The sequence below is a fragment of the Exiguobacterium sp. s80 genome (genome assembly GCF_018618725.1).
In the GTDB taxonomy this organism is placed as follows: Bacteria; Bacillota; Bacilli; order Exiguobacteriales; family Exiguobacteriaceae; genus Exiguobacterium_A; species Exiguobacterium_A oxidotolerans.
On the sequence record NZ_JACSMP010000012.1, the window covers coordinates 1 to 26,155 of the forward strand.

The window sequence follows — 26,155 nt, forward strand, 5'->3', positions numbered from 1 at the left end:
ATGCCGAACACGGAAGTTAAGCACTTGAACGCCGAAAGTAGTTGGGGGCTTCCCCCTGTGAGGATAGGACGTTGCCAGGCAATTGAAAAGGACCGATCTGCATCTTGCAGGTCGGTCTTTTGTATTTTAAAAACAAGAGGTGTATTTCATGAAAAGTCAGCTTCCAATCATTGAGGCACTTAAGCGACATGTCGAACGTAAGGCAACATCTTGGCACGTTCCTGGTCATAAAAATGGATCAATCGTATTAGGTCTACCTAGTTTTTTGGAATGGGATAAAACAGAACTAGCTGGCTTAGATGATTTTCACCACCCGACAGAAGCGATTCTAGAAGCAAAAGCATTGTTGCGTGAAGTCTATGATTCGGAAGATAGTCATTTTTTAATCAATGGTTCAACAAGTGGTAACTGGGCAATGCTTGCGGCTGTGACTAAACGAGGAGATCGCGTCTACGTTCAGAGAAATTCACATAAGTCGATTTTTAATGCACTCGAATGGTTAGGATTGTCTCCAATCTTCATGAGCCCTGAGTATGATGAAGAAACACAAATCGCCGGCAATGTTTCACGTGAAACATTAAAGGAAGCGTTAACATCTTATCCGGGTGGAGTCGCGGTATTTTTAACTTCACCGAGTTACTATGGAGAAACAGCAGCTATCGAAGAAATCGTAGCAGTGACAGCACGTTATAAAATACCATTATTAGTTGATGAGGCACATGGTGCACATTTTGGAGAAGCAGTTGGAATCCGTTCAGCCTTTGAACAGGGTGCTACAGCTGTCGTCCAATCTGCTCATAAGACGTTACCGGCATTGACGATGGGGGCTTGGATTCATGAGCGATTAACGGATGTACAACGTCGTAAGCTCCACCATGCACTCCAGTCGTTTCAAACATCAAGCCCTTCGTATCTCATCATGGCTTCGCTCGATTATGCTCGATACTATCGACAGCAGTGGACGATTGATGAAATGGAAGAGGTCCGGAACAGTCATCAACTGTTCAAAGACGAACTCGACGGACTAGATGGAATGCATGCTTTTACTTTTGATGATTGGTCACGCGTGATTCTTTCCTATGAGGACTATTCCGGAGAACAGTTACTCGATGCATTAGCCAATGAAAAAATAGATGCAGAGTTTGCTTTAGCTTCATTTGTCGTCTGCATTTTACCTCTTCACAAATTATCGGAAACTGTCCGAACTCAGTGGTTAAGACAGGTAAAAGATGCGATTGAAAAGTTGAAAATGAAAGGAATTCCCTCAAAAAGGTATATCGAGCAATCAATTATGGGTAAAATAAAAGTATCATCACTCGCTTGCCCACTGGATCAGTTAGAGGAGAGGGAATATCGGAATCTTCCGCTTCGTGAAACGATTGGTCAGATTGCACTTGAAACGATTATTCCATATCCGCCAGGTATTCCAGTCTTGTTGCGAGGAGAGCGTGTGACAAAAGAACAGATAGTATGTATTGAGCATCATATAGCCGCATCCGTCCATCTTCAGGGTGGAGAGTCTTTGCAAGAAGGTACGTTGCGTGTCATAGAGGAAGGGTTTGTTGAATGAAGGGAACGTTTATTACAGTCGAAGGACCAGATGGCGCAGGAAAAACGACACAGCTTCAATTGATGGCAGAAGCATTAAAAAAAGAGGGTTATCAGGTCATCATGACACGAGAGCCAGGCGGCACACGCATTGGGAATGAAATCCGTTCGTTGATTCTGAATCCAGATTTCACGGAGATGGATGAAATGACAGAAATTTTATTGTATGCGGCGTCACGGGCACAGCACGTCAATGAATTGATTCGTCCGTCACTTACAGCCGGGACTGTCGTTTTATGTGATCGTTTCGTTGATGCCTCGATTGCGTATCAAGGATATGGACTCGGGTATTCAATTGAACAGATCCGTAACGTCAATCAGCAAGCAACAGGAGGATTAACCCCTGATCGAACGTACTTGTTTGACTTGACGGTCATGGACTCGAAAAGACGAATGATTGAACGAGGGGCGCTTGACCGGATCGAGCAACGTGATGATGCATTCAGAGAGCGTGTCTATCATGGCTTTTTATCATTAGCCGCGTCAGAACCGGAACGCATTCGATTGATTGACGCCAATCAATCGATTAAAGCGGTCCAGTCGCTACTGTTAGAAGATGTGTTAGCCTATTTGAAGAAAAGGGAGAGATTATCATGAAAATGGTCATTACGATTGTTCAAGATAAAGATAGCTTACGTTTAGCAGAAGCGCTTGTTGAAAATGATTTTCGGGCAACCAAACTTGCGACGACGGGCGGCTTTTTAAAAGAAGGTAACACGACATTCATGATTGGGGTTCAAAGTGAACGTGTTGACGATTTGATGCGTTTGATCAAGAAAAATTGTTCGAGCCGCGATCAAATGGTCTCGCCGATCTCACCAATGGGAGGACACGCCGACTCGTATATTCCCTATCCGGTTGAAGTTCAAGTCGGAGGCGCGACAGTCTTTGTCTTGCCGATTGAAGGGTTTCATCAGTTCTGATGCGGACATTTCATGAGCTCGAACAAACACAATCTGTCATCTCGACGATTCTTCAAAATTCTTTACGAGCAAATCGAATCAATCATGCTTATATCTTTACGGGAGACTATGAGCCGCTTCTTTTGGAAGCGGCTCAATTGTTCGCCAAGAGTTTATTTTGTGAGCGGAAAGATCAAGTAGAGCCGTGTAATGAATGCCGAAGCTGTCGACGGATGGATAGCGGAAACCTTGTCGATTACTACCAGATTGAGCCAGATGGGGCAACCATCAAAAAAGAACAAATCCAGCAATTGATGCATGACTTGTCACTTCGGGGGTTAGAAGGGGATCGGCAAATCTATGTCGTGACGCAAGCGCACCGGATGACTCCGCAAGCAGCGAATAGTTTATTGAAGTTCTTCGAAGAACCGGGCGAAGGAAAAGTAGCGATTCTACTAACGAATCAACCGCAACTGTTATTACCGACGATTCGTTCTCGTGGACAACTGTTAAGTTTTCGACCGGCCGATCGTGTGATGATTGGACAAGTTTTATCGGATAAAACGTCCCGAGATGCGGAGTTAACCCAACTTGCAGCTCGCGTCTATTCAAAAATTGATGATGCGGAGCAAGCCTTAATCGAAGACTGGTTTGTAAATGCGCGAGCGTCAGTGTTACAATTGATGGAGGAATTAGCGAATCGTCCGGCAGATTTGCCTTTGTTCGTTCAAGAGAAGTGGATTAATCAATTTAAGAATCGGCAAGACGTCCGGATTGGTCTAGAACTCGTGACATGTTTCTTCGAAGATGCCTTGCATCTGAAGTTGAATCCATCATGGGAGATCATTACGTATACGAATAGCCGACCATTACTTGAGCAGATGGGTGGAAAGAGTCAGGCGACGATCACCCGCTGGTTGCAGGCAGTACTTGCAGCCGTCAAACGGGTCGAAGCGAATGTTAATCCTCAATTAACAGTTGAGCGTCTCATGTTTGACTTACAGAAAGGGTAGAGCGATATGCTAGAAGTAGTAGGCGTTCGCTTTAAAGAAGCGGGCAAAATTTATTATTTTGCACCTGGACAAGAGTCATTATCACGAGGACAAGCCGTCATCGTGGAGACAGTACGGGGCATTGAATATGGCGAAGTGGTAATCGCCGATAAACAAATGGACGAGGAAGATGTGGTCTTACCATTAAAATCAATTCTTCGGATTGCTGATGATAAAGATGCAATGATCGTCCGTGAAAATAAAGTAGCAGCACTTGATGCACATGCAGTGTGTGTCGAAAAGATTCGCGAACATAAGCTCGATATGAAACTCGTGGACGTCGAATATACGTTTGATCGTAATAAAGTCATCTTTTACTTCACAGCGGAAGGTCGCGTCGACTTCCGGGAACTCGTTAAAGATTTAGCAGCAGTCTTCCGGACACGGATTGAGTTGCGCCAAATCGGAGTTCGTGATGAAGCGAAATTGCTCGGTGGAATCGGTCCGTGCGGCCGTGTCCTTTGTTGTTCATCGTTCTTAGGTGAATTTGAGCCGGTCTCAATCAAGATGGCGAAAGATCAAAACTTATCACTGAACCCAACGAAAATTTCCGGGGTCTGTGGCCGTTTAATGTGCTGTTTGAAATACGAGAACGATACGTATGAAGAAATGCGACGTGATCTACCGGATTACGGAAAACGTCTGACTGTACCAGAAGGCGAAGGTCGTGTCGTCGGATTGAACATCCTCGATCAAGTAGTTCAAATTGAACTGAAAGACCGTTCCCGCGTTCTGACTTATTCGATGGAAGAATTGTTATCCGTCGGTGCCGTAAAACAAAAACGACCAAAAGAATGACGGGGTGCATACGCGTGGAGAGAGTCGATAAAAAAGAAATCATTACGCGTGTCGATGCGATCGAGCAACAGATTCATTTGCTGACTGAGCATCTGAGCGTATTAAAAGATCAGCTTGCTTACATGATGGAGGAAAATCAACACCTCTACCTCGAAAATCATCACCTGCGTGAGAAGGTGGAGCGAGACGAACAACAACCGATTACAGAAGAAGCGGAAGCCGAAGCGTTAGTAGGTGCCGGATACGATAACCTCGGTCGCCTCTATCAAGAAGGATTCCACATTTGTAACTTGCACTACGGTCAAGTCCGTAAAGACGGGGATTGCCTGTTCTGCTTGTCCATGTTAACGAAACATTGAGAGGCTGACTTCCTAGGAGTCAGTCTTTTTTTCAGAAAGGAAGACACCTATGCTTGAATTATTACCAGATGAGCGACTCGATCATCTCCTCGGAAGAGACGGTCGCATCATTCAAAGTCCGACCGTCTTTTCGTATTCACTGGATGCCGCGTTACTCGCGCAATTCGTCTGGGTCCCGATCCGCCAAGGTAAGTTGGTCGATTTGTGTGCCGGAAACGGTGCGATTCCGCTCTTTTTATCGTACCGGACGAACGGAACGATCACGGGACTCGAAATTCAACCGCGCCTCGTCGAGATGGCACGCCGTAGTATCGAGTTGAACGAAAAAGCGGGACAGCTCCAAATGATTGAGGGGGATGTCAAAACGGCCGGGAAACAACTCGGATACGGTGCCTATGATGTCGTGACCTGCAATCCGCCGTATTTTTTAGCACATGAATCATCGAACCGAAATGAGAGTGAACACTATACGATTGCTCGGCATGAAGTGTTATGTACACTTGAAGATTGCATTCGTTCAGCCGCCGACTTACTTAAACAAGGCGGGAAAACGGCATTCGTCCATCGTCCGGAACGTTTACTCGACATCGTGACGCTGATGCGTCAGTACCGGATTGAGCCGAAGCGGATGCAATTGATTTATCCGAAGGCAGGGAAAGAAGCGAACATGCTGTTGATTGAAGGCATCAAGGATGCAAAACCGGGCTTGAAGGTGTTACCCCCGTTCATCGTCTACGAGCAAGATGACACGTATACCTTGCAAATGCAGGAACACCTGAATGTCTAAGCATGCGGTGTATATCGTGCGTTGCCGTGATGGGAGTCTGTATACAGGGTACGCTGTCGATGTCGAGAAGCGTGTTGCGACACACAATACGGGGCAGGGTGCCAAGTACACACGGTCACGGCTACCGGTCGTCCTTGCGTACACAGAGACGTTTGAAACGAAATCGGACGCGCTGAAACGCGAGTATGCGATCAAACAATTGACGCGTGCGAAAAAAGAACAGCTTATTCAAGGAGGGACGTCATGAAGGCAACGAGCAGTTTTAAGGATCAAACGAACGGCTTATATATCGTACCGACGCCAATCGGGAACTTAGAGGATATGACGTATCGAGCCGTCCGCATCTTACAAGAGGCCGATATCATCGCGGCAGAAGACACACGCCAGACGATGAAATTGTGCAATCACTTTGAAATCGACACGAAACTCGTCAGTTATCACGAACACAATAAGCAAGTTAGCGGTGAACGGCTGCTCGAAGACTTATTGTCGGGGAAACAGGTCGCCCTCGTCTCCGACGCTGGAATGCCCGGGATTTCCGATCCGGGGAGCGACTTAATCCGACTCGCGATTGCAGCAGACATTCCGGTCGTCGTCTTACCGGGTGCGAATGCGGCATTGACGGCCCTCGTCGCGTCAGGTCTACCGACGGAACATTTTTTGTATTACGGCTTTTTACCACGCAAGAAAAAAGAGCGGCGTGAAGCACTCGAGACGTTACGTTATGAGCAAGGAACATTGATATTTTATGAAGCACCCCATCGGCTAAAGGAAATGCTTGGAGGTGTCCTCGAAATACTCGGTGATCGCCAACTCACGCTCGCCCGTGAATTGACGAAACGTTATGAAGAATACATTCGTGGATCGGTGACGGAAGCGTTAGACTGGGCGTCAGAAGAGGTCCGGGGCGAATTTGTCGTCATCGTCGAAGGAACGACGGAAGAACGTCCGAGTGAAATCCAGCAAGAGGCAGATCCACTCGATCAAATCGAACGGTATATCGCAGACGGTGAAAAACCGAATGCGGCGTTAAAGCGTGTTGCGAAGGAACGGGGACTTGATCGACAAGCCTTATACCTGTCTTATCACGAATCGAAATGAAAAAAGGAAGCGTACCGAATCGGCGCGCTTCCTTCTTGGTTTTATTCGTTTCCTGCGTAATGACGATCGAGGAAATCTTTTAACTCAACGAGGACACGTTGTGCGCCGTCTGGAGAGAGAATTAATTTTCCGTCTGCCAATTTGAAGTTATCTTCTGATACTTCACCAGTAACTTGGCAAGTCATGTTTGGTTTGTATTTTTTAAGAATGATTTGCTCGTTATCAACGTAGATTTCGAGTGCATCTTTCTCTGCGATTTGGAGTGTGCGGCGAAGTTCAATTGGAATGACTACCCGGCCGAGCTCGTCTACTTTACGTACAATACCTGTTGATTTCATTTTGTTGTTCCTCCTCTGGATGTCTAAGTCTCTGTATTTTTTTAAAAATCGTCAAAATTCGACATCACTTCTATAGAATGTAGAATACTAAACTTTCCAAAAGTAGTCAACCAATCCGAATAGCTTGAAATCAAAATGTCATTTATTTCTCAAAAAATCCATAATTGAAACGATTTATTAATAGATTTTCCCTTTTTAAAGGAATTCAAACTATTGAGTGTGTTTTTTTGTAATTTGATGTCTGATGTCAAAAAATGTTTTGATTCGACAAAAAACGAGTTTCGACAGCGGCGATAGAACAGCGTATAATAATGGAATGAACAATAGAACGGAGGAATAACATGTCAAAAACATTTTATATCACGACACCGATTTATTATCCTAGCGCGAAGCTACATATCGGTCATGCGTACACGACGGTCGCAGGAGACGCGATGGCGCGTTATAAACGTCTTCAAGGATTCGATGTACGTTACTTAACAGGAACGGATGAACACGGACAAAAAATTCAGGAAAAAGCAGCTGAAGCAGGTATTTCTGAACAAGCATTCGTCGACGGTGTCGTCGAGCAGATTAAAGTCCTGTGGGATCGTCTCGACATCTCGTATGACGATTACATTCGAACGACAGAACCACGCCACAAGAAAGTCGTCGAACACGTTTTTGAGACATTACTCGAAAAAGGTGATATCTATCTTGGTGAATATGAAGGCTGGTATTCGATTCCGGACGAGACGTATTACACGGAATCGCAGTTAGTGGATGGAAAAAGCCCAGATAGCGGCCATCCCGTCGAACTTGTTCGTGAGGAATGTTATTTCTTCCGAATTAGTAAGTATGCCGATCGTTTAGTCGAATACTTTGAAGCGAACCCATCATTCATCTTACCGGAATCACGGAAGAATGAAATGATCAACAACTTCATTAAACCAGGTCTCCAAGATCTCGCCGTCTCACGGACGACATTTGACTGGGGCGTTAAAGTCCCGTCGAATCCGAAACACGTCGTCTACGTTTGGGTTGATGCCTTGACGAACTACATCTCGTCACTCGGTTACGGAACGGATGATCAAGGGAACTTCGACAAGTACTGGCCAGCAGACGTTCATCTCGTCGGAAAAGAAATCGTTCGTTTCCATACGATCGTTTGGCCGGCACTCTTGATGGCACTCGATCTCCCATTGCCGAAACAAGTTTTCGCGCACGGCTGGTTGTTGATGAAAGATGGGAAGATGTCGAAATCAAAAGGGAATGTTGTTGACCCGATTCCGATGATTGACCGTTATGGTCTTGATGCTCTTCGTTATTATCTCTTACGCGAAGTTCCTTTCGGCTCAGATGGGATGTTCACACCCGAAGCATTCGTTGAGCGGATGAACTTCGATCTCGCGAATGATCTCGGGAACTTACTCAACCGGACGATTGCGATGGTCACGAAATACTTTGATGGGGTCATCCCTACCTATGCGGGAAATGTCACGCCGTTCGATGCGACATTGTCGACGCTTGCGAAAGAAACAGTCGAGAAGGTCGAGGCTTCGATGGAGCATATGGAATTCTCGGTTGCCTTAGCGCACGTCTGGCAATTAATCAGTCGCGCGAATAAATATATCGACGAGACACAACCGTGGGTACTCGCGAAAGACGAAACGAAGACGGATGAACTCGGCTCGGTCATGGTCCACCTCGTCGGAACGCTGCGTCACGTCGCGATCATGTTGCAACCGTTCATGACACAATCTCCGACCGAGATGTTCCGTCAGCTTGGTCTTGCTGGTCAGCCGATGAACTGGGAAGCACTCGCACAGTTCGCGTCGATTGAAGAAGGAACAAAAGTCGGGATTGCTGAACCGATTTTCCCGCGCCGCGACATGAAAGAGGAAGTTGAAGCAATCGTCGAAATGATGCAACAGGCATCTGCTGCCCGAGTTGAGGAAGAAGAAGTCGAAGAAGCAGATGAGGATGTTCGTCCGGAAACGACAATTGATGTTTTTGATCAAATTGAGCTGCGTGTCGGCGAAGTCGTCACAGCAGAAAAAATCAAAAAAGCAAAAAAACTGTTAAAGTTAACGGTCGACATGGGGAAAGAAACACGCCAAATCGTTTCAGGCATTGCTGAATGGTACGAGCCGGAAGACCTGGTCGGTCGGAAGGTCATCGTCGTCGCGAACTTGAAGCCGGTCACTCTCCGTGGTGAATTATCGCAAGGTATGGTGCTTGCGGCTGAAAAATCAGGTAAACTTGAACTAGCGACCGTCCCGTCAACGATGGCGAACGGTGCCAGTGTAAAATAATTCGGATGCCTGTGGACTTCACGTCACAGGCATTTTTTTGAAAAAGGAGTTGAGGATATTGTTAATCGATACACACACACATTTAAATTCCGATCAGTTCGACGGAGACGTCGAAGAAACGATTGAACGCGCACGCGCGAACGGAGTCTCACCAATGATCGTCGTCGGATTCGATCATAAGACAATCGACCGGGCGATGGAACTCGTTGAACAGTATGATGATCTGTATGCCGTCATCGGTTGGCATCCCGTCGATTCAATCGATTTCGATGATGCAGCGTACGCGAAAGTTGAGCGCCTCATGGACCATGAGAAAGTCGTCGCCCTCGGTGAGATCGGTCTTGATTATCACTGGGATACGTCACCAAAAGATGTTCAGGAAGCTGCGTTTCGTAAACAAATTCAACTCGCGAAGAAAAAGAATAAGCCAATCGTCATTCACAACCGGGAAGCAACGGAAGATACGTTACGTATTCTCGAAGAAGAAGACGCGAAAGAAGTCGGTGGGATTCTCCATAGCTACAGCATGAGTGCCGAGCTCTTACCCCGTTGCCTAGCAATGAACTTTTATATTTCGCTCGGTGGACCGGTAACGTTTAAAAATGCGAAGATGCCGAAACGTGTCGCTCAAGAAGTTCCGCTTGATCGGTTACTCGTCGAGACAGATTGTCCTTACCTGACACCGACACCATACCGCGGCAAACGGAATGAACCGGCGTACGTCCGGTTCGTGGCGGAAGAAATCGCGCAACTGCGTGGCATGATGTATGCCGATATCGAACAAGCGACAACAGAAAACGCGAAGCGGGTCTTCCGTCTCCCATGATGCGTTCGTTCTCTTATATCGCGACAGGGTGTGCCTTATTGTTAATTGCGATTCTAATCTACTTGGCGATGGATCATCCGCGCGACGTCACTATCATGATTGACGGACAAGAACAACACGTCAAGACGATAGAAACATCAGTCTATGGTGTCTTACGTGAAAATGGAATCGAAGTGCGAGCGGAGGATAACATCGAACCTTCGCGCAGTGCGGATTTACCAAAGAATGGTTTGATTGTCATCCAACGTGCAAAAGAAATTACGATGATTGTCGGATACGGGCAAGCACAGACGGTTCGGACACATGCTCGTCTTGTATCGGATTTATTGAAGGAACGTGGCATCGTCCAAGCCGATACCGATGATGTATACCCTTCGATTCATGCCGTCTTGACGACCGGGATGACAGTCCGATTCCGTGAAGCATTTCCGGTTGACATCGTCATCGGAGGACGAGCCAGTCAAGTCTATACGTACCAAACGACCGTCCGTGAGCTCCTTGCGAAACAAGGAGTGACGTTACAAGCGACAGACCGTGTTGCGCCGAGCCTTGATACCGTTGTCTCGGAAGATACGCTCGTCACCGTCAATACGACGCGACGGGCGACCTTAACGGAAGAACAGTTGCTTCCGTTCGATGTCGAGCAAGTAGAAGATCCGACATTACCGAAAGGACAACAACTTGTAACGACGACGGGGCGTCCTGGAATCCGGACCCAAAAGTACGAATTGACGCTCGCTGACGGGCTCAGTAAAGAGAAGAAGTTACTGACCGATGAAGTAACGAGTGAACCGGTGAAACAAATCATTAAAGTCGGAACAAAACCGATTGAACGAGTAGAGACACCGGCACCTGTCTTCAATGAAGAGGAGGCAACGACGCCATTGACGGTCGCACCGGAAGTCACGGCAGACTTAGACTTCAAGAATGCGAAGACGCTGATGGTCGAGGCGACGGCCTATACGAATGACCCGGCATCGAACGGGAGTCAATTGTATGATGGGCGCGCATTGACAGCGACGGGGTACGATGTCACGGATACAATCACCTATCAAGGGTTACCGATCGTCGCCGTCGACCCGAAAGTAATTCCGCTCGGGACGAAAGTGTATGTCGAGGGGGTCGGACTGGCGGTCGCGCTCGATACGGGCGGTGCCATTAAAGGCAATAAAATTGATGTCCTCGTCAGTGATGAACAGACGGCGAAGACGTTCGGGCGGAAGACCGTCAAGCTTTGGGTCATTCCGAATGAGTCGGGCACGGAAGCGGGCAGTTGACGCTTCCTTGTTTTTTTCGTGGAAACAGGTACAATTACGGAAGTGTTTGAAGAAGGTGGAGAAGAATTGATGCAAAAACGCTTAAAAGAAGTCATCGTCGTCGAAGGACGTGACGATACGACACGACTACAGGAAGTATTTGATGTCGATACAATTGAAACGAACGGCTCTGCCGTCAATGAGCAAACGTTACAACGAATTGAAAAAGCACTCGAACGCCGAGGCGTCATCGTCTTCACGGATCCAGACTTTCCGGGTGACCGGATTCGCGCACGTATCAATGAACGTGTTCCGGGATGCAAACAAGCCTATCTGCCACGTGCGGACGCAAAAGATAAACGCGGTAAAATCGGTGTCGAGCATGCTTCGCCGCAGGCAATCGAACGTGCACTCGCAGCCGTTTATGAAACAGAAGAAGTCCATGTCGCAGAAGTGACACGGGATATGATACTTGCAGCAGACTTAATCGGTGGTCCATCAGCATCGTCACGCAGACGCCGGCTCGGACAGTTGCTCGCAATCGGTGAACCGAATGCGAAACAACTCGTCAAACGCGTCGCTTCGATTCGGATCACAAAAGAGGAATGGGAAGCTGCACTGAGACAGTTAGAGGAGGAACAAGATTGAAAGACATCGCAACACTACACCGGACGAAGGAAATCCTCGCGCGACACGGATTTTCATTTAAGAAGTCCTTAGGACAAAACTTTTTAATCGATTTGAACGTACTCGCGAACATTGTCGGCGCTGCTTCGTTAACAAAGGAGAGCGGTGTTCTTGAAATCGGACCGGGAATCGGGTCGTTGACGGAACAGTCCGCGAAACAGGCGAAAAAAGTCGTTGCCCTTGAAATCGACCAACGGCTGTTACCGATTTTAGATGATTCGCTCTCACCTTATCCGAACGTCAAAATCATCCATGGAGATGCACTTGAACTGGATCTCGAAACGATTGTCAACGAGGAGTTCACACAAGAAGGAATTACGGATCTTGCGGTCGTCGCAAACTTACCGTACTATGTCACAACACCGATCATCATGCGGATATTGGAGGCGAAAGCACCATTCCGAACACTCATCATGATGATTCAAAAGGAAGTAGCGGAACGGATCGGTGCGAAACCAGGTACAAAAGCGTATGGTTCATTATCAATTGCGATTCAATACTATGCGGAAGCCGAAGTCTGTTTCACGGTGCCGAAGCAAGTCTTCATTCCCGCTCCGAACGTCGATTCGGCTGTCATCCGCTTGAACATCCGAAAAGAGCCGGCCGTCCAAACGAAAGATGAAAAATTATTCTTCGAAGTTGCGCGTGCGAGTTTTGCCCAGCGCCGGAAAACGATTTTAAATAATTTGTCGAGCCACTTCGGAAAAGCAGAAAAAGAAGCTGTCGAAGCCGCGTTGCATGAAGCAGGTATCGACCCAAGACGTCGTGGTGAAACGCTCAGCTTGCAGGAATTCGCACAGCTCGCGGACGCACTTTTGCCGATTAAAAAACGTTGACGGTAGCGGGAAGAAAAGATATAATATTCGACCTTTCAAATATTTAATTAATATGCTATAATAAATATTAGTGAGGTGAAGCGTATGCCAAAGACGTTGAACGAAATCAGACATGTTTTCGAAACACATGTTGGTGAAAGACTGACGCTAAAAGCAAGCGGCGGTCGTAAAAAGGTCGTAACCCGAATCGGAACGCTCGTTGAGACGTATCCTTCGGTGTTTGTAGTCAAGCTAGACGCAGAGCGCCACAATGTCGAGCGAGTTTCTTATAGCTACGCTGACGTGTTAACCGACTCCGTACAAATCGAATTTGCGAATTCGTAAACTTACCTTCCGAAGCGGACAGAAATGTTCGCTTCTTTTTTTGTGGAAAGGTTGATACAATTCGTACAGGATACGTACTAGAGGAGGAACGGCACGATGACGATTATTGTAAAGGCACCAGCGAAAATCAATTTAGTGTTGGATGCGACGGCGAAGCGGACAGATGGTTACCATGATGTACATATGGTGATGACGACAGTGGACTTGGCAGACCGCTTAGAGTTGACGGAACTTCCGTCAGGCGAGATTCGAATGAATGCACAGCACGCCTATGTTCCGAACGATGAGCGGAACTTGGCTTACAAGGCGGCAGCCGTCTTGAAGAAAAAATTTAACATCCAGGCTGGAGTAGAGATTTACCTTGAGAAACAAATTCCGGTCGCAGCGGGTCTCGCGGGTGGATCGAGTGACGCTGCAGCGACATTACGCGGTTTAAATGATTTATGGCAGCTCGGATTGACGCTCGAACAACTCGCAGAAATCGGCGCGGAAGTCGGTTCGGATGTCCCGTTTTGTGTCATGGGCGGGACGGCGATCGCGACAGGACGTGGTGAAAAGCTTGAAAAATTGATCGCTCCGCCTCCGTGCTGGGTCGTGCTTGCGAAACCAACGATCGGTGTGTCGACGGCAGACGTTTATGGCGCACTCGATTTGACGACGGCCAAACGACCGGATGTCGAAGCGATGATTACAGCTGTTAAAGAGCAGGATTTTACGGCGATTTGTCAATCACTCGGAAATGTTCTTGAGTCGGTCACGTTACCGATGCACCCGGAAGTCGAGCAAATCAAGGATTTCATGACGAGTTGCGGGGCGGAAGGTGTCTTGATGAGCGGGAGTGGTCCGACGGTCTTCGCGTTGACGGAACACGAAAACCGGGCCCAACGTCTCTATAATGGCTTAAGAGGTTTTTGTAACGAAGTCTACGTCGTTCGTCTTTTAGGCGAAAACCATTGATAATATCCGTATGAAAATGATATATTCACTAGTGAATATTCGGAATTACGGAGAGGTGGAACAATTTAGATGAAAATTCGGAGAAGTGGTCGGTTAGTCGATATGACACGTTATCTACTCGACCATCCGCATCATCTGATCTCATTGACAATTTTCGCAGAACGCTATAAATCTGCAAAATCGTCAATCAGTGAAGATTTAGATATCGTGAGTGAAATGTTAGAGCATGAAGGAACAGGACGACTCGTCACAGTCCCGGGGGCTGCGGGCGGTGTCATGTTCATTCCGACATGGAGTAGCGAAAAAGCATTACCGTTTATCGATGATTTATGTGAACGCGTCGCACGGCCAGATCGTCTGTTGCCGGGGGGGTATTTGTATCTGACAGATTTACTTGGCAATCCACGGATGGTCAAGCAGATGGGACAAGTTTTTGCATCTGTCTTCAGTCAGAAAAAAGTGGATGTCGTCATGACGATTGCGACAAAAGGAATCCCGCTTGCTTACGCCGTTGCTGAACAACTCGGTGTACCGTTCGTGATCGTTCGTTCGGACAGTCGTGTTACGGAAGGATCGACCGTCAGCATCAACTACGTATCAGGCTCATCAAAAGCGATTCGGACGATGGCACTGGCGCGACGAAGTCTTCCGCGCGGAGCGAACGTCTTGTTGATTGATGACTTCATGAAAGCTGGGGGAACGATTCGTGGAATGATGAGTTTACTGAGCGAGTTCGAAGCGAAAGTAGCCGGTGTCGGGGTCTTGATTGAAGCAGAAGGTGCCGAGAAAAAGATGGTCAGTGAATACGTCAGCTTAATGAAACTTGCCGACGTCGATGTCGATCTCGGACAGATTCAAGTGAAGCGTGGGAACGTCGACCAGTATTTCACAAGTGATGGGAATACCTGAATTTGACACGTGATTTCTTTGAAACTATACTGTAATTATCAAACTTTTGGAAATTATGCCTAAAAAGATTGGAAAAAGCTAAACCTTTATTTGTTTTGAACCGTAAGTAGAAGTAGACAACGAAGAGTTGTGACATCGGTTACTAAAAGGGGTGCGGACAAAATGAACGTTACGGACGTTAAAATTCGTCGCGTCGTGGCAGAGGGGCGCATGAAAGCACTCGCCTCGATTACGCTCGATCACGAATTCGTAGTACACGATTTACGTGTGATTGAAGGGAACAGTGGTCTCTTCGTCGCGATGCCGAGCAAACGGACGCAAGAAGGCATCTTTCGTGATGTCGCTCATCCAATCAATGCATTAATGCGAAAAAAGGTCGAAGATTCAGTACTAGAAGCATATGTGTTGCGTGAAGAAAATGAAGAGGCGCTCGATTTAGAGCTGACATCAGTCGAATTGACAGATCGCCCTTAATAGAGGAGACCGGTTTCCCGTATTGCGGCGGACCGGTCTTTTTTTTGCTGTTAAAAAGGTTTGCTGCAATCTTCTTACAAAACAACAACGGGTTGTGCCTCTTCCGATGAAAGCAATGAAAAGAAAAGCCCGTCCATCACAAAGGTTGATTTTAAAACGACTTATGAGTCAGCCTCCTCACGTTGTCTACAGTCTGTTTTTAATGGATGTTTCATCAATTTGACTCGGTCCTGTGATTGAATAGTGGCCTCATTTTCGTTATAGTTGGTACGAGTGTACTATTTCTGAACGAAATCAACACTAATTTACGTGGAGGAGCGACAAGGATGAATCATTTCGCGGTAATTCTAGCAGCTGGTAAAGGAACACGCATGAAATCAAAACTCTACAAAGTACTCCACCCAGTAGCTGGGAAACCTATGGTACAACACGTCGTGGACCAACTCGCGACACTTGGCGTCAAGCGTCAAGTCGTAATCGTTGGGCATGGTGCGGAGTCTGTAAAAGAAGTGCTTGGCACATCGGTGGAATATGCGCTTCAAAGTGAGCAGCTTGGCACGGGTCATGCTGTTCAAATGGCAGAACCGGTACTTGGAAACGAAAAAGGATCGACGCTTGTCGTCTGTGGGGATACACCACTCTTAACGAGTGAGACGTTAGCCGCGTTACTCGACCACCATGCAGAAACGGGTGCAAAAGTGACCGTCTTGACGGCTCATGCGGATGATGCGACTGGATATGGTCGGATTATTCGTGGTGAAGAGGGACATGTTTCAAAAATCGTTGAACATAAAGATGCGACAGAACAAGAACTCGCGATTAAAGAAATCAACACAGGAACGTACGTGTTTGATAATGAGTTGTTGTTCGCTGCGTTAAAACAAGTCAAGAACGATAATGTCCAAGGAGAGTATTACTTGCCGGATGTCATCGAAATCGCAAAAGCCGATGGCGAAACGATTGCTGCCTATGCGGCGCCGACGTTTGAAGAGACAATCGGTGTCAATGACCGTGTCGCACTCGCGCAAGCTGAGACGTCGATGCGTAAGCGGACGAACGAGCATTGGATGCGTCAAGGTGTCACATTCATCGACCCGGCATCGACCTATATCGGACCAGATGTTACGATTGGTTCGGATACGACGCTCTACCCAGGGACACAATTGCTTGGGAAGACGATCATCGGGTCTGAATGTATCATCGGACCGAATAGTGACATCCGTAACAGTGAAGTGGCAGATGCTGCCGTCGTCCGTCAGTCGGTCGTAACCGATAGCCGGATCGGGGAAGCAGCACAAGTCGGTCCATTCGCGCACTTGCGTCAGCAAGCGGTGCTCGGAGCGAACACGCGTGTCGGTAACTTCGTTGAAGTCAAGAAATCGACGTTCGGTGAAGGAAGCAAATCGGCACACTTGAGTTACGTCGGAGACGCAACGATTGGTAAAAACGTCAACTTAGGATGTGGATCAATCACCGTCAACTATGATGGAACAAACAAGTTCGAAACGGTCATCGAGGATGATGCGTTCATCGGTTGTAACGTCAACTTGATCGCCCCCGTCACAGTCGGTAAAAATGCACTCGTCGCAGCAGGTTCGACAGTGACAGATGATGTTCCGGAAAACGGTCTTGCGATCGCCCGTGAGCGTCAAACGACAAAACCTGATTATCGTTAATTCAGCTACACCTTATTCATTACTTGTCGCTCTACTCGTCTAAACCAAACAAATGGAGGCCACCTAAACATGTCTACTGTCTTAGAACATGAAATTCGTATTTTCGCACTCAACTCGAACAAACCACTGGCAGAGGAAATCGCTAAGGTCATCGGAATTCCCGTTAGCGAAAGTTCAGTCAAACACTTCAGTGATGGCGAAATCTCGATGAACATCGAAGAAAGCGTTCGCGGAGATGATATCTACATCATCCAATCGACAAGTCAGCCGGTCAACGAGAACTTGATGGAGCTCCTCATCATGATTGACGCATTAAAACGTGCTTCTGCACGGACGATCAACGTCGTCATGCCGTATTATGGTTATGCACGTCAAGACCGTAAAGCACGTTCGCGTGAGCCGATCACAGCAAAACTTGTTGCGAACTTACTTGAAGTCGCAGGAGCGACACGTGTCGTCACGATGGATCTCCATGCTGCTCAAATCCAAGGTTTCTTCGATATTCCAGTAGATCAGTTAATGGGTGTTCCACTTCTTGCTACTTACTTCGAGAAGAAAAACATCGACCCAAATGAACTCGTCATCGTTTCTCCAGACCATGGCGGTGTTACACGGGCACGTAAATTAGCAGAACAATTAAAAGCACCGATCGCAATCATCGATAAGCGTCGTCCGAAACCGAACGTCGCGGAAGTCATGAACATCGTCGGTCAAGTCGATGGCAAAATCGCCATCATCATCGATGACATCATCGATACGGCAGGAACGATTACACTTGCTGCGAACGCTTTAATCGAAAATGGGGCGAAACAAGTTTATGCTTGTTGTACACACCCTGTTCTTTCTGGTCCAGCGATGGAACGGATTGAGAACTCAGCGATTGAAGAGCTCGTCGTCTTGAACACGATCGACTTGACGCAACGTGAATGCGCAAGCAAAATCAAACAAATTTCTGTCGCGCGGTTACTTGCAGAAGCAATCATCCGTGTCCATGAACAAAAATCAATCAGCCCGCTCTTTAGCTGATCAACAAACAGATACGAACGATGAGGTCCGGTTTTTTGAAATCGGACCCTTGTTCGTGCTTTTTTTTCATCAAAGGAAATAAACAAAAGGAGGTAGCGATATGAAATGTATCGTCGGTCTAGGAAACCCTGGAGCTAAATATACGAACACTCGTCACAACATCGGTTTCCTCGCAATTGACGCGTTGGCGGAGGAACACGGAATAAAATTATCCGAGTCGAAGTTTAAAGCAGTCTTCGGAACGGGAATGATAAATGGGGAACGTGTTGTGCTCGTCAAACCATTGACTTACATGAATCTATCCGGGGAAGCAGTTCGTCCGCTTCTGGATTTTTATAAAATCGCGGTCGAAGACGTCCTCGTCATCTATGATGATCTCGATTTGCCGCTTGAAAAGATGCGTCTTCGCTCAAAAGGAAGCGCCGGTGGGCATAATGGTGTCAAGTCGCTTATTCAGCATTTAGGCACACAAGAAATTAAACGCTTAAAACTCGGTGTCGGTCGTCCGCCTGCTCCGATTCAAGTCATCGATTGGGTCTTGATGCCGTTCTCAAAAGCAGAACAACCTGTCTTGCGGGAAGTATTGGCGGACGCTGTGAAAATCGCGACAGACTTTACCGATACACCATTTTTGGCTTTGATGAATCGCTATAACTGAACGAAACGCTTTGGAATTCCAAAGCGTTTTTGCTGTCGTCTTAGGAGGGGAAACTATGAAACAACTACAAAATCTGTTGCTCGGAATACCAGAAATAAAAACGGTCCGTGAGCGTTTTCGACAAGGGGTCGATGCCCAACTCATCACAGGCTTGATGAATAGCGGGAAAGCGTTGTTCGTCGCAGGCATTTATCAAGAAACAAAAAAACGGTTCGTCATCGTCACCCACAATATGTTTCAAGCGCAAAAACTGTATGATGATTTGATTGAACTGGTGCCTGAACAGGAAGTGATGCTCTACCCGGTCGACGAGACATTAGCTGCTGAATTATCGTACGGGGCGAGCCCGGAATTACGGGCGACACGGATTGAAACGCGGCACCGGCTCCTGACGACCGATGATGGTATTTTAATCATCCCACTCGTCGGTCTCAGACGGTATGCTCCACCTGCAAGTGATTTCTTAGCACATACGAAACGGATTAAGCCGGGCGATATCTTGGCAATTCCGGACTTCATTCAAGAATTAGTCGACGCCGGATATGAGCGAACGGCGACCGTGACAACACCGGGAGAATTTTCAGTTCGCGGGAGTATCATCGATATTTATCCGTTGACGGTCGACCGTCCCTATCGATTGGATTTATTTGATGAAGAAGTCGACTCGATTTATACATTCGATGCAGAAACGCAACGATCACTCGGTGTGGTCGCAGAAGCGTTGCTTCCACCGGCAGCTGAACACTTTGCGACGACGGAAAATCTCCGTGCCGCGGGTGAACGGTTGCGTGCACTCTATGAAGCGACGAAAGAACGTGTCCAAAGTACGGAAGTCCTTGCAGCACTTGAAGAAGGGATCGCCTATGACGTCGAATTGCTCGAAAGTGGGGAGCGACCGAAACAACTCGCGAAATACGCGCCGTTACTGTATCAGAAGACATTACTGGCTGATATCACAGATGCCGTCTTGATCGTCGATGAAATCGCACGGATCGAAGAAGCGGCGGAAGTTCAGGATGCGGAAGAAGCGGAATGGATGGCTTCGTTGATTGAACGGGGGCAAAGCGTTAGTGATTACATTCTCTCGGTTCCGATGCTCAAAGTCTTCGAACAACGTCAGCTACTCTACTTGTCGCTCCTTCCGACACGCAGAAGCGGCGTCCCTGAAAGTGCAGCGATTCACTTCAACATCAAACCGATCGCTCCGTTTCATGGCCAAATGGAACGTCTGAAACAGGAAATCGATCGGTATGCCCGGGCAGACATGTGGATGGTCTTTCTTGCGAGTAACAAAGAGCGGGCGGAGCGGATGCGGCAGACACTTTCCGACTACGGTGTCGAAGCGTCCTTGCATACGGCAGAAGAAGATATGCGTCGGGGACATCCGTCGATTTTAATCGGTGGCATTCATGGTGGTTTCGAAATGACGAATGCACGACTCGTCGTCGTGACGGAAGAAGAAGTCTTTAAGCAACCGACCCGTCGCCGGAAACAGACGACGAAATTGACGAACGCGGAACGGATCAAAAGTTACCAAGAGTTGAAGACGGGTGATTATATCGTCCATATCCACCATGGAATTGGTCGTTACCACGGCATCAAAACGATTGATGTCGCAGGGAACCATAAAGATTACTTGCACCTCGTCTATGCCGGTGACGACTCCTTGTATGTTCCGGTTGACCAAATCGACTTGATTCAAAAATACGTCGGGGCAGAAGGAAAAGAACCGAAAATCTATAAACTCGGCGGAACGGACTGGAAGAAAGTCAAAGCGAAAGTCCAAAAATCAGTTGAGGACATCGCAGATGAACTAATCAAATTGTATGCGACACGAGAAGCGGCAGTTGGATTTGCTTTCCCGGAAGATGATGACAGCATGCAGGCATTCGAAGCCTCGTTCCCGTACGAGGAAACGGTCGATCAAGTCCGGTCGATTGAAGAGATTAAGAAAGATATGGAACGGCCGCGTCCGATGGATCGTCTGTTATGTGGAGACGTCGGATACGGGAAAACGGAAGTCGCGATTCGGGCGGCATTTAAAGCAGTTATGGCAGGAAAACAAGTCGCTCTCCTTGTGCCGACGACTGTTCTTGCCCAACAACACTATGAAACGATGCTCGAGCGATTCAGCGAATGGCCAATCAATGTTTCAGTCATGAGTCGGTTCCGATCGGCGTCAGAACTGAAAGCAACAAAAAAAGGCTTGAAAGAAGGAACGATCGACGTCGTTGTCGGAACACACCGTGTCTTATCAAAAGATGTTCAGTTCGCTGACATTGGTCTGTTGATCATCGATGAAGAGCAACGCTTTGGTGTTAAACATAAAGAACGATTGAAACAACTCAAAACGAATGTCGATGTTTTGACGTTGACGGCGACACCGATTCCACGGACCTTACACATGTCGATGATCGGGATTCGTGATTTGTCGGTCCTCGAGACACCGCCTGAAAACCGCTATCCTGTCCAAACGTACGTGATGGAGTACGACGGAATCATCATGCGTGAAGCACTTGAACGTGAACTTGGTCGAGGGGGGCAAGCCTTTTTCCTCTACAATCGCGTTGAAGGGATTGAACGGAAGGCGGAGGAAATCCGGGCGCTCGTTCCGGAAGCACGTGTCGTCACGGCACATGGTCGGATGACGGAGACGGAACTTGAAAGTCAATTGATTGCCTTCTTCGAGGGGGATGCCGATGTTCTTGTCAGTACGACAATCATTGAAACGGGGATCGATATTCCGAACGTCAATACATTGATCGTCAATGATGCCGATCAAATGGGTCTATCACAGCTCTACCAACTGCGTGGTCGTGTCGGACGTTCAAGTCGTGTCGCGTATTCCTACTTTACGTACCGTCCGCAAAAACGGTTGACCGAAGTCGCCGAGAGTCGTCTTCAGGCGATCAAGGAATTTACGGAGCTTGGAAGTGGCTTCAAGATTGCCATGCGTGACTTGTCGATTCGCGGTGCCGGGAATCTGCTCGGATCCCAACAATCCGGTTTTATCGATTCAGTCGGGTTCGATTTGTATTCACAAATGTTATCGGAAGCCGTCGAAGAACGGAAGGAACGGATGAAAGGGAAACAACGTGTCCAAAAATTCGTACCAGACTTTACGTTCAGTCTCGATGCGTATATTCCGAGTCATTATATGTCGGATTCTGAACTGAAAATTGAGTTCTATAAACGCTTGAAGTATGTTGATACGACAGAAAGTCTTGATGCACTCGAAGGAGAGATGCTGGAGCGCTTCGGTGAATTCCCGAATGAAGTCGCACGATTGATTCAGTTGACGCGGATGCGGATTTTTGCTGAACGGGCTCGGATTGAGCGGGTCAAACAAACGGACCCGAAAATCGAGATCGTCTTATCCGAACAAACGACTCAGACGCTCGATGTTGCGGATTTCGTCAAGTGGACGGTACCGATTGGTCGCGGACTCGGCATGGGACAACAAGAAGGAAAACTTGTTTTGACGTTGAACCGTGGCAAACAAACCGTTCAACAAACAACGGAACAAGCAGAGCGGTTGCTCGCTGAACTTGACCGCCGGATCTCGATGCGATGAGTCAACGGCGAACGATTGCGCAAGGGGCAGCGCTCCTGGCGATCTCGAGTTACGTCTCAAAGCTGCTGAGCTTTTTTTATAGGATTCCGTATCAAAACATGGCAGGGGATTTTGGATTGTACGTCTATCAGACGGTCTATCCATTATTCGCGATTGCGGCAGCACTGGGGATTTATGCGCTACCCGTCATCGTCGCAAAGTTGACGTTGCATCACCCGGAAGAAAAACGAGAGGTTCTCTGGTCGATTTTCTTTGTCCTTGCGAGTCTTTCGTTAGTGTTCGGTCTGCTCGGCTGGATCATCGCACCAGAACTTGCTTTACTGTTCGGAGATCCGAAGCTCGTCCTTCCGTTACGTGCTGTGACGTTGACGTTTTATTTATTGCCGGTCATTGCCGTGTTACGAGGAATGTTTCAAGCAGACCTTGAGATGCGACCGACCGCCTTTTCACAAATTACGGAAAATGCCGTGCGTGTCTGTCTATTGTTACTCGTGACGTATTATGGTGTCTCGATCGGAGCGAATCCTTATCAAATCGGTGCTGCGGCACACGTGACGGCGCTCGGTGGCAGCGTCGCTTCATTGTTGTTGCTCCTTCGCTTCGCGAAAGGGCGGATTGGTCGCCCGGTCGTCTCGAAGCGTCATTTAAAACGTGTCGGGAAAGTCTTATTGACGAGTGGGATGGCGGTCAGTATCGCGTCGCTTGCTTTACTGTTGATGCAGTTGATTGATGGATTGACGTTCGTCAACTTGCTCGGGGATACGATGGAGACGAAAATCGAGAAGGGGATTTTTGATCGTGGTTATCCATTGTTGCAGTTCGCAATTTTATTTGCGACGTCAATCAGTCTGGCCAGTGTTCCGACGTTGCTGACGGAGTATCGTAAACAAAATGACGCGGCGACACGGTTGCACCTTGAAACACTCCTTCGTTCTGGTCTATTGGTCGCGGCAGCTGCGACGGTCGGATTGTTTAGTGTCATGCGTCCACTCAACATCGCGCTCTATCAAGATGATAAAGGGACGATTGCGCTCAGTTGGCTTGCTGCGACGGCCTTTACGGCATCGCTCTCGATGATTATCATCTCTTGTCTCCAGTCCGTCGATGCTGAAAAATATGCCTTTGCAGGCGTCGTGCTCGGACTGGTCGTCAAGCTGTTATTAAACATCTACTTGTTGCCCCGTTATGGTATGATCGGGGCGGGAATGGCGACATTCGGCGGATTCGCAATGATGGCATCAGCACAACTCATCTTATTGAATCGGAAATTCGGACGTGTAACAGCAGGACGAATTTTCTACGTCCGATTGCTCCAAGCAATCATCCCGATGGCGTTGTTTTTGTACGTGGTCGAACGTCTGTTTCAATGGGCAGGTTTCGAGACGCGGATTGGAGCGATGTTTGAAGTGGGTCTACTCGTCATCGGTGGTGCATTGATCTTTTGTATATTTGCACTGCGCAGGCGGGTCCTGACAGAGCGGGAGTGGTCTTTATTGCCGTTCGGAGACAAACTTTATCGAATTCATCATCGGAGGAAAATCATATGACACACCGTATTACAGTCGTCGGCTTAGGTGTTGGCGAACTAGAGCAATTGCCGTTTGGCGTTTATAAGTTATTGAAAGAAACAACACAACCTGTTTATTTACGGACAGCAGATCATCCCGTCGTTTCAGAACTGGCGACAGAGGGAATGAAATTTACATCGTTTGATTCGATTTATGAGCGGCACGACCGTTTTGAAGCGGTCTATACGGACATCGTCGAAACACTGCTTGATCAGGCGACACAAACGCCAATCATCTATGCGGTACCGGGACACCCGCTTGTAGCAGAAAGTACCGTTCAACAACTACTTGCGCGTGCGACTGACATCGACATCGTCGGTGGACAAAGTTTTCTTGATCCGATGTTCGCAGCGGTCGGGGTAGATCCGATTGAAGGATTTCAATTGCTTGACGCAACGGCCTTCCGTGTTGATGAAGCGCAAATTCGTCAACACGTACTGATCGGACAAGTGTACGATGCGTTTGTCGCAGGTGACTTGAAAGTCATGTTGATGGAACGTTATCCGGATGAACACCCGGTGACGCTCGTCACAGCAGCGGGGACGAGCAAGCAACACGTCATGACAGTTCCGCTCTATGAACTGGATCGTGTGACGATGCTCAGTAATTTGACGACGGTCTATGTGCCGCCGGTGACGGAGGAAAAGGCGCTGAATCGGGATTTTGCGACGCTCAAGGACATCATCGCCCGTTTACGTGGTGAAGGAGGGTGTCCATGGGATCAAGAACAGACGCATGAATCGCTCAAAAAACATTTAATCGAAGAATCTTACGAATTACTGGAAGCAATCGACCTTCAGGACGATAACTTAATGATAGAGGAATTAGGGGATGTCTTACTTCAAGTCATGTTACATGCACAAATCGGTCTCGATGAAGGGTACTTTGATATCCGGGACGTCATCGGCAGTGTCAGCGATAAGATGATTCGTCGTCATCCACACGTCTTTGCAGAGACGACGGTTGATTCGGCGGCAGACGTCGTTGCGAACTGGCAAACGATCAAGTCGCAGGAGAAACCAGAGCGGAAATATCTGCTCGACGGTGTCACAAAAGGGGCACCTGCCTTGATGCGTGCTGAACAGATTCAGAAAAAAGTCGCAAAAGTCGGCTTTGAGTGGGACACAGTCAGTGGTGCGCTTGAAAAGGTACAAGAAGAAATACGTGAACTACAAGAAGCAGCGCCAAAAGAGCAACTTGCTGAATTCGGAGATCTCTTATTTTCGTTAGCACTTGTCGGAAAATATATGGGATTATCGGGAGAAGAAGCGTTGCAGCTGACGAACGATAAGTTCATTCGCCGTTTTACGCGGGTGGAACAACTCGCAAAGCGACCAATTGAAGAGTTGTCGCTCGACGAACAAGATCAGTTATGGAATCAAGCGAAGCAGGAGGAACAGTCATGAGACTCGATAAATTTTTAAAGGTATCCCGTTTGATTAAACGACGGACACTCGCAAAAGAAGTAGCCGATCAAGGCCGTATCACGATCAATGGTTTAGTCGCCAAAGCAAGCAGTAACGTCGCAGTCGGAGATGAGATGACGATTCGATTCGGAAACAAAATCGTCACCGTTCAAATCGACGGCATTAAAGAGCATGCGAAAAAAGAAGAAGCGACGGACATGTATAAGATTATTCGTGAAGAAAAAGTGAATTCTGAAGAATCAATGTAATTTACCTGAAAAAGGAAGTATACTAAAGAGTGTCAGAGATGACCACTCGGATAAGGAGGGATGATATGCCGGCACCGTTAGAATCAGGTCGTCAAACACCACCAAAGATTAAACCGCTCAATGATCGTAAAAAGCAATTAAGCCAAAATGCGATTGAGAACCGATCGCGCTTAAAAAAACGTTTCTTGATTTGTATGTCAATCTTTCTCATCGTCCTTTCTCTCATGGGGTGGTCATACATCGAAAAGAAACAATTGATTGCTGAACAAAATCAATCGTTCCAGGTCGCTCAACAAGAGCAAACAAAATCGAAAAAAGAGTCGGCACGCCTGAAAGAGGAAATCGAACGGCTGAACGATAAAGAATATGTTGCGAACTTAGCGAGAAGTGAGTTGTTGTACTCGAAAAAAGGCGAAACAATTTTCTATTTCTCACCTGAAGATTAACCGATGGTTGCCGATTGATTGAAA

The 26,155-nt window shown here is 47.5% G+C and carries 27 protein-coding genes and 1 rRNA gene; 27 read left to right on the forward strand and 1 reads right to left on the reverse strand.

From position 1 onward, the window contains the following. From rrf to rsmI, 10 genes are all read left to right on the forward strand, one after another. A 5S ribosomal RNA gene (rrf, locus tag KNP94_RS16215) occupies window positions 1-80 on the forward strand; the annotation flags it as partial. Window positions 81-148: 68 nt separating this feature from the next. Further along, complete coding sequence (locus KNP94_RS14780) at window positions 149-1,570, forward strand: aminotransferase class I/II-fold pyridoxal phosphate-dependent enzyme (protein ID WP_214894480.1); 1,422 nt, start codon at window positions 149-151, stop codon at window positions 1,568-1,570. Further along, complete coding sequence (tmk, locus tag KNP94_RS14785) at window positions 1,567-2,205, forward strand: dTMP kinase (protein ID WP_214894481.1); 639 nt, start codon at window positions 1,567-1,569, stop codon at window positions 2,203-2,205. The genes KNP94_RS14780 and tmk overlap by 4 nt, the downstream gene beginning before the upstream one ends. Further along, entirely contained in the window at window positions 2,202-2,531 is a 330-nt protein-coding gene (locus KNP94_RS14790; protein WP_029332194.1) for a cyclic-di-AMP receptor, read from the forward strand. The genes tmk and KNP94_RS14790 overlap by 4 nt, the downstream gene beginning before the upstream one ends. Then, a complete protein-coding gene (locus KNP94_RS14795) occupies window positions 2,531-3,523 on the forward strand; it encodes a DNA polymerase III subunit delta' (protein WP_088835963.1) in 993 nt (330 codons plus the stop codon). Before KNP94_RS14790 ends, KNP94_RS14795 begins: the two co-directional genes overlap by 1 nt. A 6-nt stretch (window positions 3,524-3,529) precedes the next feature. Continuing rightward, complete coding sequence (locus tag KNP94_RS14800) at window positions 3,530-4,360, forward strand: PSP1 domain-containing protein (RefSeq protein ID WP_029332196.1); 831 nt, start codon at window positions 3,530-3,532, stop codon at window positions 4,358-4,360. Then, window positions 4,357-4,719, forward strand: coding sequence for a DNA replication initiation control protein YabA (yabA, locus tag KNP94_RS14805; RefSeq protein ID WP_029332197.1), 363 nt, complete (start codon window positions 4,357-4,359; stop codon window positions 4,717-4,719). The genes KNP94_RS14800 and yabA overlap by 4 nt, the downstream gene beginning before the upstream one ends. Before the next feature lie 49 nt (window positions 4,720-4,768). Further along, entirely contained in the window at window positions 4,769-5,506 is a 738-nt protein-coding gene (locus KNP94_RS14810; RefSeq protein WP_214894482.1) for a tRNA1(Val) (adenine(37)-N6)-methyltransferase, read from the forward strand. Further along, window positions 5,499-5,753: a GIY-YIG nuclease family protein gene (locus KNP94_RS14815; RefSeq protein WP_214894483.1), complete on the forward strand. Its 255-nt coding sequence runs from the start codon at window positions 5,499-5,501 to the stop codon at window positions 5,751-5,753. Before KNP94_RS14810 ends, KNP94_RS14815 begins: the two co-directional genes overlap by 8 nt. Next, window positions 5,750-6,607: a 16S rRNA (cytidine(1402)-2'-O)-methyltransferase gene (gene rsmI / locus KNP94_RS14820; protein ID WP_214771745.1), complete on the forward strand. Its 858-nt coding sequence runs from the start codon at window positions 5,750-5,752 to the stop codon at window positions 6,605-6,607. The genes KNP94_RS14815 and rsmI overlap by 4 nt, the downstream gene beginning before the upstream one ends. 41 nt (window positions 6,608-6,648) lie before the next feature. Here rsmI and KNP94_RS14825 read toward each other — a convergent pair whose 3' ends face one another. Further along, entirely contained in the window at window positions 6,649-6,945 is a 297-nt protein-coding gene (locus tag KNP94_RS14825; RefSeq protein WP_012368944.1) for a transition state genes transcriptional regulator AbrB, read from the reverse strand. Window positions 6,946-7,286: 341 nt separating this feature from the next. Between KNP94_RS14825 and metG the strand changes: the two genes are divergently transcribed. The 17 genes from metG (at window position 7,287) to KNP94_RS14910 (ending at window position 26,131) form a co-directional block, all read left to right on the forward strand. Beyond that, window positions 7,287-9,239 (forward strand): methionine--tRNA ligase, encoded by a 1,953-nt coding sequence (metG, locus tag KNP94_RS14830; protein ID WP_214894484.1) that lies wholly within the window; start codon window positions 7,287-7,289, stop codon window positions 9,237-9,239. Window positions 9,240-9,297: 58 nt separating this feature from the next. Then, the gene (locus KNP94_RS14835; protein WP_088835968.1) at window positions 9,298-10,065 is read left to right on the forward strand and encodes a TatD family hydrolase; all 768 of its coding nucleotides are present in this window, start codon (window positions 9,298-9,300) and stop codon (window positions 10,063-10,065) included. Further along, window positions 10,062-11,342, forward strand: coding sequence for a 3D domain-containing protein (locus KNP94_RS16080; RefSeq protein ID WP_088835969.1), 1,281 nt, complete (start codon window positions 10,062-10,064; stop codon window positions 11,340-11,342). Before KNP94_RS14835 ends, KNP94_RS16080 begins: the two co-directional genes overlap by 4 nt. Before the next feature lie 69 nt (window positions 11,343-11,411). Beyond that, a complete protein-coding gene (gene rnmV, locus KNP94_RS14845) occupies window positions 11,412-11,969 on the forward strand; it encodes a ribonuclease M5 (protein WP_214803549.1) in 558 nt (185 codons plus the stop codon). Next, window positions 11,966-12,844, forward strand: coding sequence for a 16S rRNA (adenine(1518)-N(6)/adenine(1519)-N(6))-dimethyltransferase RsmA (rsmA, locus tag KNP94_RS14850; protein WP_029332205.1), 879 nt, complete (start codon window positions 11,966-11,968; stop codon window positions 12,842-12,844). Before rnmV ends, rsmA begins: the two co-directional genes overlap by 4 nt. A gap of 84 nt (window positions 12,845-12,928) precedes the next feature. After that, window positions 12,929-13,168: a Veg family protein gene (locus KNP94_RS14855; RefSeq protein WP_012368950.1), complete on the forward strand. Its 240-nt coding sequence runs from the start codon at window positions 12,929-12,931 to the stop codon at window positions 13,166-13,168. Between the two features lie 96 nt (window positions 13,169-13,264). Continuing rightward, window positions 13,265-14,125, forward strand: a complete 861-nt coding sequence (gene ispE, locus KNP94_RS14860; protein WP_029332206.1) for a 4-(cytidine 5'-diphospho)-2-C-methyl-D-erythritol kinase — start codon at window positions 13,265-13,267, stop codon at window positions 14,123-14,125. Between the two features lie 69 nt (window positions 14,126-14,194). After that, complete coding sequence (gene purR, locus KNP94_RS14865) at window positions 14,195-15,034, forward strand: pur operon repressor (RefSeq protein WP_029332207.1); 840 nt, start codon at window positions 14,195-14,197, stop codon at window positions 15,032-15,034. Between the two features lie 162 nt (window positions 15,035-15,196). Continuing rightward, window positions 15,197-15,508 (forward strand): septation regulator SpoVG, encoded by a 312-nt coding sequence (gene spoVG, locus KNP94_RS14870; RefSeq protein ID WP_088835971.1) that lies wholly within the window; start codon window positions 15,197-15,199, stop codon window positions 15,506-15,508. 326 nt (window positions 15,509-15,834) lie between these two features. After that, complete coding sequence (gene glmU / locus KNP94_RS14875; RefSeq protein WP_214894486.1) at window positions 15,835-17,184, forward strand: bifunctional UDP-N-acetylglucosamine diphosphorylase/glucosamine-1-phosphate N-acetyltransferase GlmU; 1,350 nt, start codon at window positions 15,835-15,837, stop codon at window positions 17,182-17,184. A 69-nt stretch (window positions 17,185-17,253) separates the two neighbouring features. Next, complete coding sequence (locus KNP94_RS14880) at window positions 17,254-18,210, forward strand: ribose-phosphate diphosphokinase (RefSeq protein ID WP_029332210.1); 957 nt, start codon at window positions 17,254-17,256, stop codon at window positions 18,208-18,210. Window positions 18,211-18,310: 100 nt separating this feature from the next. Then, entirely contained in the window at window positions 18,311-18,868 is a 558-nt protein-coding gene (pth, locus tag KNP94_RS14885) for an aminoacyl-tRNA hydrolase (protein WP_088835973.1), read from the forward strand. A 55-nt stretch (window positions 18,869-18,923) separates the two neighbouring features. Continuing rightward, window positions 18,924-22,442, forward strand: a complete 3,519-nt coding sequence (gene mfd / locus KNP94_RS14890) for a transcription-repair coupling factor (RefSeq protein WP_088835974.1) — start codon at window positions 18,924-18,926, stop codon at window positions 22,440-22,442. Next, window positions 22,439-23,989, forward strand: a complete 1,551-nt coding sequence (locus KNP94_RS14895) for a polysaccharide biosynthesis protein (RefSeq protein ID WP_088835975.1) — start codon at window positions 22,439-22,441, stop codon at window positions 23,987-23,989. The genes mfd and KNP94_RS14895 overlap by 4 nt, the downstream gene beginning before the upstream one ends. Further along, window positions 23,986-25,416 carry a bifunctional methyltransferase/pyrophosphohydrolase YabN gene (yabN, locus tag KNP94_RS14900; RefSeq protein ID WP_214803555.1) on the forward strand — a complete coding sequence of 477 codons (1,431 nt, stop codon included), beginning with the start codon at window positions 23,986-23,988 and terminating at the stop codon, window positions 25,414-25,416. Before KNP94_RS14895 ends, yabN begins: the two co-directional genes overlap by 4 nt. Further along, window positions 25,413-25,685 carry an RNA-binding S4 domain-containing protein gene (locus tag KNP94_RS14905; RefSeq protein WP_214767903.1) on the forward strand — a complete coding sequence of 91 codons (273 nt, stop codon included), beginning with the start codon at window positions 25,413-25,415 and terminating at the stop codon, window positions 25,683-25,685. The genes yabN and KNP94_RS14905 overlap by 4 nt, the downstream gene beginning before the upstream one ends. A 65-nt stretch (window positions 25,686-25,750) precedes the next feature. Continuing rightward, window positions 25,751-26,131, forward strand: coding sequence for an FtsB family cell division protein (locus KNP94_RS14910; RefSeq protein WP_215115908.1), 381 nt, complete (start codon window positions 25,751-25,753; stop codon window positions 26,129-26,131). The last annotated feature ends 24 nt before the right edge of the window (window positions 26,132-26,155 follow it).

Bases quoted from the DNA above. Each gene is read 5' to 3' on its own strand.
- KNP94_RS14780 (WP_214894480.1), top strand. From the start codon at position 149: ATGAAAAGTCAGCTTCCAATCATTGAGGCACTTAAGCGACATGTCGAA.
- tmk (WP_214894481.1), top strand. From the start codon at position 1,567: ATGAAGGGAACGTTTATTACAGTCGAAGGACCAGATGGCGCAGGAAAA.
- KNP94_RS14790 (WP_029332194.1), top strand. From the start codon at position 2,202: ATGAAAATGGTCATTACGATTGTTCAAGATAAAGATAGCTTACGTTTA.
- KNP94_RS14795 (WP_088835963.1), top strand. From the start codon at position 2,531: ATGCGGACATTTCATGAGCTCGAACAAACACAATCTGTCATCTCGACG.
- KNP94_RS14800 (WP_029332196.1), top strand. From the start codon at position 3,530: ATGCTAGAAGTAGTAGGCGTTCGCTTTAAAGAAGCGGGCAAAATTTAT.
- yabA (WP_029332197.1), top strand. From the start codon at position 4,357: ATGACGGGGTGCATACGCGTGGAGAGAGTCGATAAAAAAGAAATCATT.
- KNP94_RS14810 (WP_214894482.1), top strand. From the start codon at position 4,769: ATGCTTGAATTATTACCAGATGAGCGACTCGATCATCTCCTCGGAAGA.
- KNP94_RS14815 (WP_214894483.1), top strand. From the start codon at position 5,499: ATGTCTAAGCATGCGGTGTATATCGTGCGTTGCCGTGATGGGAGTCTG.
- rsmI (WP_214771745.1), top strand. From the start codon at position 5,750: ATGAAGGCAACGAGCAGTTTTAAGGATCAAACGAACGGCTTATATATC.
- KNP94_RS14825 (WP_012368944.1), bottom strand. From the start codon at position 6,945: ATGAAATCAACAGGTATTGTACGTAAAGTAGACGAGCTCGGCCGGGTA.
- metG (WP_214894484.1), top strand. From the start codon at position 7,287: ATGTCAAAAACATTTTATATCACGACACCGATTTATTATCCTAGCGCG.
- KNP94_RS16080 (WP_088835969.1), top strand. From the start codon at position 10,062: ATGATGCGTTCGTTCTCTTATATCGCGACAGGGTGTGCCTTATTGTTA.
- rnmV (WP_214803549.1), top strand. From the start codon at position 11,412: ATGCAAAAACGCTTAAAAGAAGTCATCGTCGTCGAAGGACGTGACGAT.
- KNP94_RS14855 (WP_012368950.1), top strand. From the start codon at position 12,929: ATGCCAAAGACGTTGAACGAAATCAGACATGTTTTCGAAACACATGTT.
- ispE (WP_029332206.1), top strand. From the start codon at position 13,265: ATGACGATTATTGTAAAGGCACCAGCGAAAATCAATTTAGTGTTGGAT.
- purR (WP_029332207.1), top strand. From the start codon at position 14,195: ATGAAAATTCGGAGAAGTGGTCGGTTAGTCGATATGACACGTTATCTA.
- spoVG (WP_088835971.1), top strand. From the start codon at position 15,197: ATGAACGTTACGGACGTTAAAATTCGTCGCGTCGTGGCAGAGGGGCGC.
- glmU (WP_214894486.1), top strand. From the start codon at position 15,835: ATGAATCATTTCGCGGTAATTCTAGCAGCTGGTAAAGGAACACGCATG.
- KNP94_RS14880 (WP_029332210.1), top strand. From the start codon at position 17,254: ATGTCTACTGTCTTAGAACATGAAATTCGTATTTTCGCACTCAACTCG.
- pth (WP_088835973.1), top strand. From the start codon at position 18,311: ATGAAATGTATCGTCGGTCTAGGAAACCCTGGAGCTAAATATACGAAC.
- mfd (WP_088835974.1), top strand. From the start codon at position 18,924: ATGAAACAACTACAAAATCTGTTGCTCGGAATACCAGAAATAAAAACG.
- KNP94_RS14895 (WP_088835975.1), top strand. From the start codon at position 22,439: ATGAGTCAACGGCGAACGATTGCGCAAGGGGCAGCGCTCCTGGCGATC.
- yabN (WP_214803555.1), top strand. From the start codon at position 23,986: ATGACACACCGTATTACAGTCGTCGGCTTAGGTGTTGGCGAACTAGAG.
- KNP94_RS14905 (WP_214767903.1), top strand. From the start codon at position 25,413: ATGAGACTCGATAAATTTTTAAAGGTATCCCGTTTGATTAAACGACGG.
- KNP94_RS14910 (WP_215115908.1), top strand. From the start codon at position 25,751: ATGCCGGCACCGTTAGAATCAGGTCGTCAAACACCACCAAAGATTAAA.